Source organism: Breoghania corrubedonensis, assembly GCF_003053845.1.
GTDB lineage: Bacteria > Pseudomonadota > Alphaproteobacteria > Rhizobiales > Stappiaceae > Breoghania > Breoghania corrubedonensis.
In genome coordinates this window covers 361,319-376,591 of the sequence record NZ_QAYG01000004.1, presented here as the reverse complement: position 1 = coordinate 376,591, position 15,273 = coordinate 361,319, and the positions used below count along the sequence as shown (strand labels likewise).

The following is a 15,273-nucleotide window of genomic DNA, read 5'->3' as shown; positions in this document are numbered from 1 at the left end:
CCAAACGATCCAAAACACCCATGACTGCCTCCAAAAGACAGTCTTGAATCACGCATCGATCCAAATGTGAATCCCATTAGAGTCCACACAACCTAGAGCCCCAGGCTCGGCTTGGTGGCGCCGCGGACGATCTGGCTGATCAGCCCGTAATCGGAGCCGCCGGTGCGGGTCGTGCGGGAGATGAAGTCGAAGACCTTGCCGTCCTTCAGACCGTAATCGGCGATGTTGGCGACGCGGCCGTCCTTGTCGAAGTAGACCGCGACGACGCGCTGCTCGACCACGTCGGGCGCGAGGAAGGCGGTCTGCTTTTCCTTTTGGGAAATGTAGTAGTAGGTCTCGCCGTCGACGACGGAGGTTGTCGACGGGGTGCCGAGAACAAGCTGCACCTCTTCGCGGCTGGCGCCGACCTGTACCTGCTGCATGGCATCCGGCGTGATCACGTTGCCGCGATTGAGCGTCTTGGTGAAGCAGCCACCAAGCGCCAGCGACACGGCCGCAACGAGCGCGATGTTTCTCAATGCCGGGGCGATGCCACTGCGGGCGGTTTTGGAGCCATTTCCGGCGACGTTCAGGCGCATGCTGCAGATACCCTTCTCAAAGACCCGCTTCGCTTTCAACAGAACTTGGCAAAGTCCCTAACCTGCGTTAGGCCACTTGGCAAGGTCGCAAAGGCGCAGGCCCTGCGGACCGGACCCCGGAGCCGATCCACGACAGGAAGCGATTTGCCATGGTCTTTTCCCTTTTCCGCCGCCGTGAGGACGAGGCGACCCGCGATCTCTATGCCGCGATCGTGGCGCAGGCGCGGCAGCCGCACTTTTTCGCAAGGCTTTGCGTGCCCGACACGATCGACGGGCGCTTCGACATGATCGCGCTGCACGCGACACTGATGTTCGCCCGGCTGAAGGGCGAGGGCGAGGCGGCGAAGGCGCGCGCGCAGGACGTGTTCGACACCTTTTTTCGCGACATGGACCACGCCTTGCGCGAACTGGGGGCGAGCGACACATCCGTGCCGCGCAAGGTGACGCGGATGGCGGAACTTTTCTATGGCGCCGCCGATGCCTATATGAGCGCGCTCGGCGCCGATACGGCCGGGGCCGGGGACGACGCGCTCGTTGCGGCGTTGGGGCGCAACGTCTATGGCGGTGACGGGAACGCGAAGGGTGAAGCGGAAGCTCTGGCGCGCTACGTGCGCGCGGCGGTCGGACATCTGGCCGCGCAGCAGGCTTCGCAAATCGTCGCGGGCCGGATTGCGTGGGTGGATCCCGCGCCGTTCGTGCCGCGAGAACAGAAAGCGGAATGAAGGAAGACAGACGATGGCGGATCGCGATCGCTTGGACCGGGACGAGTTTCAGCCGGAGGTGCTGAATTGGCGCCAGCCGGTCGATGCCGTGGCGCCCGAGGGGCTTGAATACGATCGCACGGCCGAGGAGAGCGAGCGCGAGCGCTTGCGCGAGGTGTGCGATCTGGTCTCCGTGCCGCGCATGGAAGCGCATTTTACGGTGAAGCCGTGGCGCAAGACCGGCTTTTCGGTGAAGGGCCGGGTGAGCGCGGACGTGGTGCAGGCCTGCGTCGTCAGCCTGGAGCCGGTGGCCCAGAGGGTGGACGAGGAGGTCGACGTCCGGTTCGTGCCGGCGCGCGAGGCGGAGAAGTGGCGTGTGGCGCCGGACGAGGAGGGCGAGATCGTCATCGATCCGGATGCCGAGGATCCGCCCGATTTCTTCGAGGGCAACGCGCTCGATCTGGGCGCGCTGGCGGCGGAATATTTCGCGCTTGGGCTCGACCCCTATCCGCGTGCGCCCGGCGTGTCCTTCGAAGGCGCGGCGGAGACACCCGAGCGCGACGTGGAGGAGGAGCGGCAAAAACCGTTCGCCGGATTGAAGGACATGCTGGAGGCGAAGGACAAGGGCGGCGAGTGACGTAGGGTCCGGGCGATTGGCGGTTGCGCGCGATTTCGTTGCGCGGCGGCCGCGCGAGGGAAAGCTTGAGTGCGGCGGCGCGACATGGAACATTGCAAGGTGCGACCGGCGGCGTGACTCGCGCGGTGCGGGCGCGCCGTCCTTCGGTGCTTCGTGCCGTTCCTCCTTCCGACAAAGCTGTTGTCACTAGCGGTGAAATCGCTATGTTCCGACGACCTCCGCCAAGCATCGCGACCGGTGCGCCAGGCTCGGTTCATTTTCCTCATTCGGGATCCGGCAAGTACGTTTAATGGCAAATCAAGTTCGCATTTCCCTTGACGCGATGGGCGGCGATCACGGGCCGGAAGTGGTGTTGCCCGGCGCCGAGCTCGCGCTGGAGCGTCGGCCGGATATCCGCTTCGCGCTCTATGGCGACGAAGAGACGATCAACCGCCTTTTGGAAAATTATCCGCGCCTGAAGGCGGCTTCCAGCGTCCACCATTGCACCATTTCGGTGAAGATGGACGAGAAGCCGAGCCAGGCGCTCAGGAACGGGCGCTATCATTCGTCCATGTGGCGCGCCATCGAGGCGGTGAAGACGGGGGAGGCGGACGTCGCCGTTTCCGCCGGCAATACCGGTGCGCTGATGGCGATGTCGCGATTCTGCCTGCGCACGATGGCCAATATCGAGCGCCCGGCGATCGCCGGCATCTGGCCGACGCTGAAGGGCGAATCCATCGTGCTCGACATGGGCGCGACCATCGGCGCCGATGCCCAGCAGCTCATCGACTACGCGATCCTCGGCGGCGCCATGGCGCGTGCGCTGTTCGGTATCAAGAAGCCGAGCGTGGGGCTGCTGAATATCGGCGTGGAAGAGGTCAAGGGCCTGGAAGAGGTGCGCACCGCCGCGCGGCTGCTGCGCGAGGCGGATCTGGCCTCGCTCACCTATGCCGGCTTCGTCGAGGGCGACGATCTGGGCAAGGGCACGGTCGATGTCGTCGTCACCGAGGGCTTTTCCGGCAACATCGCGCTGAAGGCGGCGGAAGGCACGGCCAAGCAGATCGGGCAGTATCTGCGCTCGGCCATGCGCCGCACCTGGCGCACGAGGCTCGGCTATATCCTGGCCAAGAGCGCGTTCGACATGCTGCGCGAGAAGATGGACCCGTCCAAGGTCAATGGCGGCGTGTTCCTGGGCCTCAACGGCATCGTCATCAAGAGCCATGGCGGCACCGACGCGGAGGGCTTCGCCAGCGCGGTCGAGCTCGCCTACGACATGGTGCGCAACGAACTTCTGGAAAAGATCTCGCAGGACATGGTGTCCTATCAGCGCGGCGGTTTCCAGGACCGGATCGACAATGAAAAGGCGGAAAGCCAAAAGGCAGGTGATCAGTGAGCTTGACGCGATCCGTCGTACTGGGATGCGGCAGCTATCTTCCCGAGAAAGTGCTGACCAATGACGATCTGGCGAAGATCGTCGATACCTCGGACGACTGGATCGTCCAGCGCACCGGCATCAAGGAGCGTCATGTCGCAGCCGAAGGCGAGGTGACGTCCGATCTGGCGATCGCCGCGGCCAGGGCCGCGCTCGCCCATGCGAATGTCGCGGCCGAGACGATCGACCTGATCGTGCTGGCGACATCGACCCCAGACAACACCTTTCCCGCCACCGCTGTTACCGTGCAGGCGGGCCTCGGCATCACCACCGGCGTCGCCTTCGACCTGCAGGCGGTGTGTTCGGGCTTCGTCTTCGCGATGACGACGGCGGATGCCTATCTGCGCACCGGGCTCGCCAAACGGGCGCTGGTGATCGGGGCGGAGACGTTCTCGCGCATTCTCGACTGGAACGACCGTGGCACCTGCGTGCTGTTCGGCGATGGCGCCGGCGCGGTGGTGCTGGAAGCCCAGGAGATGCCGGGCGACGTGAAGAGCGACCGTGGCGTGCTGACCTGCCATCTGCGCTCCGACGGTCGCCACAAGGAAAAGCTCTACGTCGACGGCGGTCCGTCCTCTACCCAGACCACCGGCCATCTGCGCATGGAGGGCCGCGAGGTCTTCAAGCATGCTGTGGGCATGGTGACCGACGTGATCCACGACGCCTTCGCGGCGACGGGGACGACGGCGGATGACCTCGACTGGTTCGTGCCGCACCAGGCCAACCGGCGGATCATCGACGCCAGCGCGAAGAAGCTCGGCATCGCGCCGGAAAAGTGTGTGGTCACCGTCGACCGGCACGGCAATACCTCGGCCGCCTCGATCCCGCTGGCGCTCGATGCGGCGATCCGGGACGGGCGCGTCAAGGCCGGCGATCTCATCATGCTGGAGGCGATGGGCGGCGGCTTCACCTGGGGGTCGGTGCTGGTGCGCTGGTAAACCGTCCAGCCGCTCGCGGAAACAGGCGTCATGCCACGGATAGCGCGGTGTTGTGCATTCGACACGCGAGGAGGGATGCGGTAACGGTTCGCCCGCTCGCCAGCGTGTGGGCAGTTGACCCTCACACGCGGAACGCATACCGTGTCGCCTCGTAACAGTTTCCTAGAGAATTCAGTCTTGTGGACGTTTCGCCCGAAGGAGGGGCCATGAGCGGCAAAACCGTTACACGCGCGGATCTTTGCGAGGCCGTCTATCAGAAAGTCGGTCTGTCGCGAACCGAATCCGCCGATCTTGTTGAGCAGGTCCTGTCGGAGATTTCCGACTGTCTCGTTTCCGGCGAAGCCGTGAAGCTGTCCTCGTTCGGATCGTTTCTCGTGCGTTCCAAGGGCGAGCGTATCGGCCGCAACCCGAAGACCGGTGAAGAAGTGCCGATTTCGCCGCGGCGCGTGATGGTCTTCCGGCCGTCGAACGTGCTGAAGCAGAAGATCAACGAGTCGCTCGTCGGCGAGTGATCTCGTAGCCGACCCCGTCAGGGAAAGCCTCGCGCAGAGATGGTTGTCATGACCTTTCCGCATGGGGCTCGTCTTGAAGGTATCCGACGTTCCGGGGCGCGGCACGCGCCAGCCGGAGGGAGCCTTGCGACGGTTTCGAAAAAGGGCTGCCGGGCAAGGGCGTTGCGCTCGCGGGCGCGAAGCGTGGAAAGCCAGGGTTCCCGGCACAACAAGTTCAACGGGGACTCGTTCTCGCACGGGGCCGTTTGCGGGTCGCTCCCTGAGGACATCTCCCGACAGCAGACGTGATTGAAGCCAGTGGATAAGAGTCCGGACGCGTTTCGAACGATCAGTGAAGTCGCGGCGGAACTCGACCTGCCCCAGCACGTGCTGCGCTTCTGGGAAACCCGCTTCACCCAGATCAAGCCGCTGAAGCGCGGTGGCGGCCGGCGCTATTACCGGCCCGACGACGTCGATCTTCTCGCCGGCATCCGCAAGCTTCTCTATGGCGAAGGCTACACCATCAAGGGCGTGCAGCGTCTCCTGAAGGAGAATGGCGTGCACTGGGTGATGGATGTCGGGCGCGGCATCGAGAGTGGCGCGCCGGGCGGTCCGCTGCCCGAGGACCGGGAAGACGAAGCGGTCGCGCCGCGCGCGCCATCCAGAGACAACGGGCAGGAAAGCCGGGCCGAGGCGCCGGTGGCGCCGCCGCAGCCGCAACCGCGACCGCGCGCCACCCAGACCGCCGTTCGCCCGCCCGCGGCGTCCTCCGGTCCCAATGCCGCAACGCCCAGTATGGCAACGGAAATGCCGGCGGTGCTGCGCGGTGCCGGCCTTGCGCCCGCCGACGAACCGCTGCCGCGCGACGTGCTGGCGGATGAGGTCGGGCCGGAGCCGCAGCGTTCCCCCTTTCGCCTGATCGAGCGTTTGCGCGGCGAGCCGCGCGGCGATGGCGACGGGTCGCTTGCCAAGGACGACATTCGCCGCCTGCAGGCGACGCTGTTCGAACTTCTGGAATGCAAACGGATCCTGGATCAGGCGCGGTGAAACATCGCTCGTCGGCGGGCCGCCCCGGCATGTCCCCTGACTGGGGATCGGCTGCGGCCGCGGGCAGATCATGACCGCCAGTTCCTGCCGCACGCGTTCCGTGCGATCGCGCGCGCGGGCTCGCCAGCGGCAGCGCTGGGCGTTTCGCAGGCCGGGGCGTTGTTGCGGTATGCCTTTTTCTCTGCACAGTACTGAGCAACCATTCACCGCATGATCTGATTCCGGTCGTTGCTGGAACCATTGGGGGTCTTCATGAAACGCATCATCCTCGCCTCGTGCGTGTCCGCCGGCGCCGCGCTCTGCCTTTTCGGTGCCGGCTTCGCCCAGGCCCAGAGCGCGGCGGAGATCAAGACCGTCAAGGTTACGCCGCTTGGCGGTCAGACGGGAGAGTTCTGCCGCCTCGACCGGGCGTTCGTATTCGAGGATCCCGACGGGACGCGGCTTCTCTACGATGCCGGGATGACGGTCGCCGGACCCGACGATCCGCGTCTGGGCGATATCGACGCATTGCTGGTCAGCCATCTGCACGGCGACCACGTTGGCCCGCGCCGCACCCAGGCGGTGGACGCGGGCACCTGCGCCGAACCCGATCTTTCCGTCGATACCCGCCCCAATACCAATGTCGCGGAGATCGCGGTGGCCAAGGGCGCCAAGATCGTCACAGGTTCGGAGATGCCGGCATTTTTCGCCGCCAAGCTGAGGGCATTGGGTGGGAACCCGGAAAACTCGGTGCTGGCGCGCTTCGGCGGCTCGGTGAAGGTCGGCGGCGTGACGATCGCGACCGTTCCGGCGGTTCATTCCAACGGGGTTTCGCCCGATCTCATCGGCGGGGAGCTTGGCGAGGCGATGAAGGCGGCCGGCATTTCCGGCTATGCGGGCCCGCCCACGGGCTACATCCTGCGTTTTTCCAACGGGCTTGTGGCCTATCTTTCCGGCGACACGGGCATGACGGCGGAGCAGGAGAGCGTGGTGCGCGGCTTCTATGACGCCAAGCTCGTTGTCATCAATATCGGCGACACCTATACGACCGGGCCGAAGGAAGCCGCCTGGGTGGTCAACGAACTGGTGCATCCGGCCGCCGTCATCCCCTCGCACGCCAATGAAGCGGCGACGCAGAACGGCGAGGTCGTCAAGGGCACGAAGACCGAGGCCTTCCTGATGGCAGTGAAGGTGCCCGCACATGTGCCGCTTTCCGGCAAGACGATGGAATTCGACGCCGGCGGCTCATGCGTGGCCGGCTGCTGAACGGGGGCCGCGAACTGGCAGTCCCCGATGTCATCGCCGGTCCGGCCGGCCGCGGCGGTCAGCCCCTCGGACGCTAGGGCCTAGGATGTCACGGCCTCGGGCAGCCGGACGCGTAATAGCGCTGCATCAGCTCCTCATCGCGCGAAAGGCCGAGTTCGAAGCGCAGATCCCTCAGCTCATTGAGATAGGAGACCCGGGTGACCGCGTCCTTGTTGGGCAGCTCTTCGCTCAACGTCGTCGTGCCGCAAGCCGTGTGCCATTGTTCGGGAGGAATGCCGGCTGCATCCGGACGGTTCGCCAGACGCCTGCACGCCGTGGCCGCCCCGCCCTTGTCCGGCGCGTCATCGAGCAGCTTGGTCAGCGAACGCTCGATCTGCCCGGGGTTCGGGTTCCACCTCAGTGTCGGTGCGTTGGTGTTGACGGAGGCACGCGTCGCCTCGGCGATTTTGGCAAGCTCCTCCAGAGGGAAGCTCTCCGACAGCGCTCCATCCAGAGCGTTGCGAAAGAACCTCTGCAACCGGGTGAAAGCGACCATGTCGGCATAGACCTCCTTGTGCTCGGCGGACTCTGAGATCAGCGTGACGAGCGCCTGCTGCAGCACGCGGGCGGTTTGCGCAAACTCCCACGGGTGTGGGTCGGTATATTCCTGGGGCGCGAGATTTTCGGGGTCGTACCAGCCTTTGCCAGGGTCCGCGAAATAGGCGGGGCTTGAAATGGCCACCTGCACCATGAAACGGAGCGGACCGAGTGAATCCTCGCCGCGTCCCGTCAGGAAATCCAGTTGTTCCTCAACCCGATAGGCTTTCTCGCGTACGCCGCTCCAGGTCTGGAACTCCACGGGCGGGGCGAGCCACTGCGCCCCGCGCTTCAATGTGGCGGAGGCATCGTCCGTGGCCGCCTTTATCGCGCAGGCGCTGAACGAGGCCAGATCGCCGCTCTTGCGGCAGCGGTCGACCAGAGCGCTCGTATGCGCCTCGAAATAGGCCGGCCTGGACGCGATGGTCAGCGGTGTCGCCCTGTCTGAAAGCCGAATTTCGGCCGCCAGAAGCTCGCGTTCGTCCGGACTGGCGTTGCTTGCCGCATCGACGAATGATTGCGCCCCGTAGCCGGCGATCGCCTTCTTTCCGTCGGGGGTTTGCGAAATCGCGACGATCTGGATGTTGCGGACCAGATTGTGGAGGGCGATTTCTCCTTCCGCATGCAGGGTTTCAATCTCCCGTAGCTCCTGAAGGGCGCTCACACGCCCTGTGACCTCGTCGGCAAACTGATCCAGCCGCCGCGCCCGGCAGCCCAGTCCCGTATCCACCAGGGCGGGATGATGCAGAATGCGCAATTCCGGCAGGGGCGGTGCGGTCACCATCGTCACCGCCGTGGGTCTCTGGTCGGCGGCGTAGAGCAGCGCCAGATGCACGATTGCGGGGTCGAACGGGCCGAAGCTCATGGCGGGCTTGCCGGCGACGGCCAATTCGAAGCGGAATGCCCGCTTCCCGATGGTCCAGTCGAAGCGATCCACGCGCAGCTGCGGGCCTTCTTCCGCCTCGCGCCCGATCAGGACGCCGCCAATTCGCGAGAAACCGCGAAGGCGCACGAAGGATGTGGCCCGACGCACGGCGGCGCGCGATTGGCGCAGCACCGCGCGCTTGGCCGTCGCACGTGCCGGCGGGGCTCCGGCGAGGTTCAGCGAACGCGAGGTTCGCGCGCGCCGGGTTTCGAGCTCCTGCCCCTCGTAGCCGGGAAAATAATCGGAGAACTCAACGAGAGTGCTCGATGCGTCGAAGTTCTTTCCCATCAATCGCGCCGCCCGCTCGGTCGTTCTCACGGCGGCGGCATTGGAGACCGGCAACGTGTGCGCGCTCAAGGTCGCGCGGCGGGCGTTGATGCGGTTGGTTATGTCGCTCCCGTCGGGGACAATGTCGGACAATCGGCGCAAACCGGCGGCACTTGCTGCCGGAATGGCCTTGATCGTGCGTGCGGCCGTGCGTTCGCTCGCGCCGGGCAGGTCGCCGGTTCTGGCAAAGTCCGTCAGGAAACCCCGCGCGCTGGCCTCGGAATAGGCGCTCGCGGCATCGGCCGACATGTTTGCTCCGAAACGCCGGGCCTGTTCGCTCCAGAAGCCGTGTGGCGTGCCCGCGCTGCCAAGAACATCGCCGATCGCCTGATTGACGATGATCGCCTGCAGGCGCTGCGGCGGGGCGACCGCGCCGAAGGAGGCGCGGTAGGTGCGAAACCGCGCCTTCACGGAGTTCCACAAACCGGGGTTGTGCCGTGCCAGATCCAGAGCTTCCGCGCGGACCTTGCGGCCGAGCGGCGTCTGTGGCCCCGGCTTCGCCGTCGCGGCGCGTTCGAGGAGTGCATCGGTTTGCTGATCGAGCGCGCCCACCGGAACGTCCGGCAGGTGCGCCACGGAGATCGCCGGCGTGCGCGTTGTTGCGTGGGACAGCACCGTGCGCCGGACCCGCTCTCTGGCGTAGGAACGGATCGCGGCGCTTCTCGCGCCGGCCCGCGCCGCGCTCCTGACCATCGTATCGGGAAGGAACTGGGTTTCGAAGGCCTGCGCCAGATCGGAGGCCGTCTGTTCGTCTTCCTCGTCAAGCGACGACGCGTCATTGTCCGTTGTCGCGCCGGGGCCGCTCATCGCGTCTTCCCAGGCCTGGTTGATTTCCCCCTGTGCGATCGCGAATTCGAAGTCTCGCGCATCTGCCTGAAGCGCAATACGTTTCTGGGCGAGAACGCCGAGCGCGACAGGACCGGTCAGAACAAGCGAAGCGGGAATGACGGCCATCAGGCAGCAGATTGCGAGCACCTTTCCGGCATGACCAAGCGTGTCGTGAAAGCCTTTCGAGACGAAGAATGTGCGCAGGCGCCCGGTTGGGGCAGGCTCTTCTGCCTGTTCCGCCTTCAAATCCTCTTCCACCTGCCGTTCGGCCCGGCGCAACAGATCCAGTTGTGTGTGCAACTGTTCCAGCTTGCCAAGGTGGAGGCCCGCTTCGATGATCTTGTCCTGCTCCGCCTTCTCCTCCATGAGCGCGTCGAGCCGCTTTCGCGTCGTATCGATCTCGTTGGCAACGAGTTGCATGCGCTCATCGGGCGGCAGGGTCGGCAATTCCTCCTGCCCGGCGCGTTGCTGCAATGCGGTCATCGCGGCGTCGAGCCGAGCCTCGACCTCCTCCCGGGTCCGCCGCTTCGTACGTCTGAAGCTCCACCACAACAATCCGAGCGCTGCCGCGGCGGCGGCGAACAGCCCCAGATGGCCCGTCACCCGTTCCAGTCGGTCAGACCATGTGCGCACCGCCTGCAGCGCGGCTTCGGTGTGGACGAGGTCGGTCGGCTTCCAGCTCTCCAGCACCGTGAGCGCCAACCATGTCAGCCCGGCGGAGAGGGTGAACCAGAAAAGCAGGTTCGCCAGCGTTTCGGTTGCGGCCGTGAGGGCGGCGCGGGCGGGTCTCCGGTGAAGCGCCACAGCCTTGGATCCGCCGGTCATCGGGCGGAAGAAAAAACGGACCGTTACAAATAATCCCAATGAAGACAGGAAGATGGTTGAAATATGCATCCCGAAGCTCCCCCAAAAGAAGGAAAGCATAATGCGAAGAGAGAAGAAGTTTAATTTTAAATAAATACTTACTATCGAGCGATGGTCGCCACTCGGGCTGAAGCGGGGCATGGCGGCCGCCCCGCGCGTCGACTGGCCCGTATCCATCCGGCCCCGTGAACCCTCCCGCGTGGCGGGTTTCGCGGGGCGGATGCGAAGGGCCGGGGGCGTTCAGGCGAAGCGGGGCGTTCAGGCGAAACGGAGTGTTCAGGCGAAGCGGGTTGCCGCCAGGCGGGTCAGGCCGGTGCAGACGGTGGCGAACAGGTCTTCCATGAGCAGATCGGCGTTCGGATAGGCCTTCGCGAACTGGCGCTGGATCTGGGGCACCTGCGAGGTGCCGCCCGTCATCAGGATCGCGTCGACGCGCTCGGCCTTCTCGCCGATGGTGGCGAGCAGGCGCTGCGAGGCGGCGACGATGCGGGTGATCTGCGGGTCGATGGTCGCCTCGTAATCGGCACGGGCGACGTCGACGGCGAGGCCGTCTTCCACGTAATCGAACACGGTGCGCGTGGACTGCGCGTGCGACAGCGCGATCTTGGCGGCTTCCGCGTCGCCGGCAAGCCGGTGGCCGAGGCGCTCGTCGAGGATCTCGATTATCCGGTCGATCTTGTCCGGCTCCTGCGCGAGCGTGCGAATCTCGCGCAATTCGGTGCGGATCTTCGGCTCGTACATGAAGGGGATGCGCTGCCAGGTGGCGAGATCCTGAAAATACCATTGCGGGATCGGTAGCACCTTGGTGCGGAACGTGTCGTTCATCGATCCGCCGTACCCCATCAGCGGCATGAAGAAATCGACGTTGACGCGGTAGTCGAGATCGGTGCCGCCAATGTGCACGCCGTCGCTGCCGAGGATCTCCGGTTGACGCATGTCGCCCCCGGCGCCCTTGCGCAGCAGCGAGAAGTCGGCCGTGCCGCCGCCCAGGTCCACCACCAGGATGAGATCGGCGTCTTTCACGTCGCTGTCACCGCTATCGGCATGCGCGTGGGCGGCGGCGACGGGCTCATAGGCGAAGGTGACATCCGTGAAGCCGGCCTGGCGGGCGATGGTCGCCATGGTGTCCTCGGCCAGACGGTCCGCTTCCGCGTCATTGTCGACATAGAAGACCGGGCGGCCGAGCACGACGGAGGTGACGGCCTCGCCGGCGGCCTCTTCGGCGGCCTGCTTCAGGTAGCGCAGGTAGTGGCCGATGATATCGGAAAAGCGCACGCGCTTGCGGTTGATGAGCGTGGACGTCGCCAGCGCCTTGTGGCCGAGCATGCTCTTGAGCGCGCGCATGAAGCGGCCCGCCTCGCCCTGGGTGTAGGCGTCCACGGCGGCGGTGCCGAACAGGGTTGCTCCGTCGGGGCGGAAGAACATGGCGCTTGGCGAGGAGGTGGAGCCATTGTCGAGCGGCACGACAAAGACCTGGCCCTGGCGCAGGATGCCGACGGAAGAGTTGGACGTGCCGAAGTCAATGCCGCAGATGGCCATGCGCGTATCCGGTCAGATCTGGAGAGTGCTGTCAGGTCGCGGCCGGAACGAACCGGCAAACGGAGCGGGTTTCAAAGACGAAACATCACGGCCGGCCGCAGGCGGACCGCGGGGCAAGGGTGGATGTGTCTTTTGAAAAAATGGTCGGAGCGGCGGGATTCGAACCCACGACCCCTTGACCCCCAGTCAAGTGCGCTACCAGGCTGCGCTACGCTCCGACGCGATCTCTCCTAACCGCTTCGCCCCGCGTGCGCAAGACCGATCACGCATTGTCTGTGCGAAAGTCACTGCCGGTTGAATGCGGAGCGGTTTCGCCACGCTCCTTGAGGCCGCGGATGCGGGTATGCGCGCGGTGGGCGCTTTCCTGCGCGATCAGTCCCCAGGCGAGGCCGAGGAGCAGGAAGTTGTGGCGCCAGTGGTCCATGTCGATGACGAGCGCGTTGAGCGCGTGGCCGACAAGCGTCAGGAACACCGCGATGGCGATGGTGCGCGTCGTGCGCGGCTGGAAGATCAGCGGAAAGAGCCGCGCGAGCGTCAGGGCCATCAGAACCGGCCAGGCGATGCCGCCGATCCAGCCATAGGCCATGAAGGACTTCAGGTACATGTTGTGCGGGTCTTCGGTGAAGGTCTTGTAGAACTGCAGCGGACCGATGCCCAGCGGCTTCTCGCCGGCCAGAAGGAAGCCCAGGATGTGGCGGGCGAAGCGGCCGAGATGGGAGGCGTCGTAGGACTGCACCAGCTCCGCGCGTTCGGCGAAAAGCGTGGCCACCGATGCGGTGTTGAGCGCCGCGATGATGCCCAGCGCCACCAGCACCGCGCCGGTGAGGGCGAGCGCCACGATGCGCATGCGAAAGAGCGGGTTGCGCTCGTTGATGAAGAGCAGCAGCCCGACGCCGGTCACGGTGAAGGCGGTCATGCCCCAGGTGGCGCGCGAAAAGGCCAGGAACAGGCCCGCCATCAGCACGAAGAGGAGCAGGCTTGCGAAGAGACCCTGCCGCAGCGGGCGCATCAGGATCGTGCAGGTGAGCCAGGTGGCGGGAAAGATCAGGAAGGGACCGAAGACGTTGGGGTCCTGAAAGGTGCCCTTGGCGCGGCCGTAGAGGGTGAAAACCTCGGATCCCGGCACGAGGTTGAAATAGCCCACGATGCCGGCAAGCGCCGCCAGCACCGCGCCCCCCACGTAACCGTGGACGATGGCGTTGAGCATCCGCTCGCTGCGCGCGGTGACGGCGGCGTAGAAGATCGCGGAGATGACCAGGTAGCCCGTCGTCGCCATGTACATGGGTGCGGTGGCGAAGCCCGGCACCTGGGTGGAGGCGAGGATGCCGCCGGCAATGTAGACCAGCAGCAGGATCACCAGCGGCGCGATGGCGCGTGGCAGCGGCAGGCCGCACAGAAAGGCGATGCCGGCGATGCCGACGACGAGCAGATCGTAAGGGGCCGGCTCGTCGATCACGAAGAAGCCGGAGAATGCGCAAAGCCACAACGCCGCCGCCCCGATCAGGGACAGCGGCAGCACGCCGTTCAACGGGTGTTTCGTCTCATGGCGCCGCGTGGTCGCGCGCCGATCGCGCGGGCCGATACGGCCGGCGATGTCGCTCAAAAGGCGTTCTCCGTGTTGAACAGGCGGAAGGGCGTGAGGAACAGGATGTAGAGGTCGAGCCCCAGCGACCAGTTCTCGATGTAGTAGAGATCGCTCTCGATACGGCGGCGGATCTTGTCGGGGGTGTCGCATTCCCCGCGCCAGCCGTTGATCTGCGCCCAGCCGGTAACGCCGGGCTTGACCTTGTGGCGGGCAAAGTAGCCGTCGATGACCTGATCCCACAACTTGTCGTTGGTATTGGCGCCCAGCGCATGCGGGCGCGGGCCGACGAGGGAGAGATCTCCACGCATGACGTTGAAAAGCTGCGGCAGTTCGTCGATCGAGGTCTTGCGGATGAAGCGGCCGACGCGGGTCACGCGCGGGTCGTCGCGGGTGACCGCCTTGCGGGCCATCAGGTCCTCCTGATCCACGTACATGGAGCGGAACTTGAGGACCTCGATCACCTCGTTGTTGAAGCCGTAGCGCTTCTGCTTGAACAGCACCGGGCCGCGGCTGGTCATCTTCACCGCAAGCGCCGTGGCCGCCATGACGGGCGACAGCAGCACGATCGCGATGCTTGCGAAGAGGAGGTCGAAGGCGCGCTTGCAGATGGCGTCCCAGTCGGTGATCGGCTTGGAGAACATGTCCAGCAGGGGCACGCGGCCGATATAGCTGTAGGAGCGCGGGCGGAAGCGCATCTTGTCGGAATGGGCCGAGAGACGGATGTCGAGCGGCAGGATCCAGAGCTTCTTCAGGAGCTGCAGCAGGCGTTCCTCGGCGCGAAGCGGGATTGACACGATGAGCAGGTCGATGCTCGTCAGCCGTGCGAATTCGACAAGCTCGGCGATGGTGCCGAGCTTGGGGTAACCAGCGACGACGGGGGGCGAGCGGTCGTCGGAACGGTCATCGAAGATGCCGCAGATACGGATGTCGTTGTTGGACTGGGCTTCGAGATCCTGGATCAGTTCCGCCGCAGGCTGGCCGCCGCCGACTATGATGGCGCGGCGTTCCAGCCGGCCTGCGTCGGCCCAGCGCCGCACGAGGGTGGCGAGGACCGCACGCGAGGCGACGAAGAACATCAGGCCCCCGGCATACCAGGCGGCGAACCAGACGCGGGAATAGACGTCGCCGAGCTTGGCGAAGAACAGCACCAGGGCGAAGCCGGCGAAGACCATCGTCCAGGCCGCGAAGATGCGGGCAAGCTGGGCGATGTAGGAGCGGAAGGCGGAAATCTGATAGCCGTCGGCCGCCTGGATCAGCATCACAGCCAGCAGAGAACCGATGATGAGCGGTGCGGCGTAGTAGATGTTGACTGAATGCCCGGGATAGACATAACCGAAGAAACAGCCGAGCCCGATGGCGACGAGCGCGAACGCCTCCACGATGCGCACGATCGAACACAGAACGGAGATTGAGATCTGCCGGCCCGACAAAAGGCTCGCAACTTCGCGCGCGCGAGGGCTCAGCTCGACCTTCGCGGGTTCGCCGTCTTCCTCCTGAAGTTCGCCGGCATGTGACTGGATCGCCTGGCGAAACCGGTCCTGAAAATCATTCGCGACGTTCATTCCTGCTGTCCCCCATGCC

At 65.4% G+C, this 15,273-nt stretch carries 12 protein-coding genes and 1 tRNA gene; 7 read left to right on the top strand and 6 right to left on the bottom strand.

Annotated features, from left to right (window positions below; genetic code table 11):
- Positions 1-92: 92 nt before the first annotated feature.
- Positions 93-578 carry an outer membrane protein assembly factor BamE gene (locus C8N35_RS13870; RefSeq protein WP_107990286.1) on the bottom strand — a complete coding sequence of 162 codons (486 nt, stop codon included), beginning with the start codon at positions 576-578 and terminating at the stop codon, positions 93-95.
- A 149-nt stretch (positions 579-727) separates the two neighbouring features.
- Here C8N35_RS13870 and C8N35_RS13865 point away from each other — a divergent pair, with 149 nt between their 5' ends.
- The 7 genes from C8N35_RS13865 to C8N35_RS13835 all read left to right on the top strand — a co-directional run bounded on the left by C8N35_RS13865 (position 728) and on the right by C8N35_RS13835 (position 7,048).
- Positions 728-1,300 (top strand): ubiquinol-cytochrome C chaperone family protein, encoded by a 573-nt coding sequence (locus C8N35_RS13865; RefSeq protein WP_107990285.1) that lies wholly within the window; start codon positions 728-730, stop codon positions 1,298-1,300.
- 13 nt (positions 1,301-1,313) lie between these two features.
- Entirely contained in the window at positions 1,314-1,916 is a 603-nt protein-coding gene (locus tag C8N35_RS13860; protein ID WP_107990284.1) for a DUF177 domain-containing protein, read from the top strand.
- 289 nt (positions 1,917-2,205) lie between these two features.
- Positions 2,206-3,288, top strand: a complete 1,083-nt coding sequence (plsX, locus tag C8N35_RS13855) for a phosphate acyltransferase PlsX (RefSeq protein WP_107990283.1) — start codon at positions 2,206-2,208, stop codon at positions 3,286-3,288.
- Positions 3,285-4,265, top strand: coding sequence for a beta-ketoacyl-ACP synthase III (locus C8N35_RS13850; protein WP_107990282.1), 981 nt, complete (start codon positions 3,285-3,287; stop codon positions 4,263-4,265). The genes plsX and C8N35_RS13850 overlap by 4 nt, the downstream gene beginning before the upstream one ends.
- Positions 4,266-4,471: 206 nt before the next feature.
- Positions 4,472-4,777: an integration host factor subunit alpha gene (locus tag C8N35_RS13845; protein ID WP_107990281.1), complete on the top strand. Its 306-nt coding sequence runs from the start codon at positions 4,472-4,474 to the stop codon at positions 4,775-4,777.
- 297 nt (positions 4,778-5,074) lie between these two features.
- A complete protein-coding gene (locus C8N35_RS13840; protein ID WP_107990280.1) occupies positions 5,075-5,803 on the top strand; it encodes a MerR family transcriptional regulator in 729 nt (242 codons plus the stop codon).
- Positions 5,804-6,055: 252 nt separating this feature from the next.
- Positions 6,056-7,048, top strand: coding sequence for an MBL fold metallo-hydrolase (locus C8N35_RS13835; RefSeq protein WP_107990279.1), 993 nt, complete (start codon positions 6,056-6,058; stop codon positions 7,046-7,048).
- An 88-nt stretch (positions 7,049-7,136) separates the two neighbouring features.
- On the opposite strand, the gene C8N35_RS13830 is transcribed toward C8N35_RS13835, so the two are convergent.
- From C8N35_RS13830 to C8N35_RS13810, 5 genes are all read right to left on the bottom strand, one after another.
- Complete coding sequence (locus C8N35_RS13830; RefSeq protein ID WP_146177407.1) at positions 7,137-10,598, bottom strand: hypothetical protein; 3,462 nt, start codon at positions 10,596-10,598, stop codon at positions 7,137-7,139.
- Between the two features lie 246 nt (positions 10,599-10,844).
- Positions 10,845-12,107, bottom strand: a complete 1,263-nt coding sequence (locus tag C8N35_RS13825; RefSeq protein WP_107990277.1) for an Hsp70 family protein — start codon at positions 12,105-12,107, stop codon at positions 10,845-10,847.
- A 141-nt stretch (positions 12,108-12,248) separates the two neighbouring features.
- Positions 12,249-12,325: transfer RNA gene (locus tag C8N35_RS13820), tRNA-Pro, on the bottom strand.
- 44 nt (positions 12,326-12,369) lie between these two features.
- A complete protein-coding gene (locus tag C8N35_RS13815; RefSeq protein ID WP_107990276.1) occupies positions 12,370-13,710 on the bottom strand; it encodes an O-antigen ligase family protein in 1,341 nt (446 codons plus the stop codon).
- Complete coding sequence (locus tag C8N35_RS13810) at positions 13,707-15,254, bottom strand: undecaprenyl-phosphate glucose phosphotransferase (RefSeq protein WP_107990275.1); 1,548 nt, start codon at positions 15,252-15,254, stop codon at positions 13,707-13,709. The genes C8N35_RS13815 and C8N35_RS13810 overlap by 4 nt, the downstream gene beginning before the upstream one ends.
- Between the last annotated feature and the right edge of the window lie 19 nt (positions 15,255-15,273).

Coding starts and splice junctions, on each gene's coding strand:
- C8N35_RS13860 (WP_107990284.1), top strand. CDS start 1,314: ATGGCGGATCGCGATCGCTTGGACCGGGACGAGTTTCAGCCGGAGGTG.
- C8N35_RS13825 (WP_107990277.1), bottom strand. CDS start 12,107: ATGGCCATCTGCGGCATTGACTTCGGCACGTCCAACTCTTCCGTCGGC.
- C8N35_RS13835 (WP_107990279.1), top strand. CDS start 6,056: ATGAAACGCATCATCCTCGCCTCGTGCGTGTCCGCCGGCGCCGCGCTC.
- C8N35_RS13830 (WP_146177407.1), bottom strand. CDS start 10,598: ATGCATATTTCAACCATCTTCCTGTCTTCATTGGGATTATTTGTAACG.
- plsX (WP_107990283.1), top strand. CDS start 2,206: ATGGCAAATCAAGTTCGCATTTCCCTTGACGCGATGGGCGGCGATCAC.
- C8N35_RS13870 (WP_107990286.1), bottom strand. CDS start 578: ATGCGCCTGAACGTCGCCGGAAATGGCTCCAAAACCGCCCGCAGTGGC.
- C8N35_RS13845 (WP_107990281.1), top strand. CDS start 4,472: ATGAGCGGCAAAACCGTTACACGCGCGGATCTTTGCGAGGCCGTCTAT.
- C8N35_RS13810 (WP_107990275.1), bottom strand. CDS start 15,254: ATGAACGTCGCGAATGATTTTCAGGACCGGTTTCGCCAGGCGATCCAG.
- C8N35_RS13865 (WP_107990285.1), top strand. CDS start 728: ATGGTCTTTTCCCTTTTCCGCCGCCGTGAGGACGAGGCGACCCGCGAT.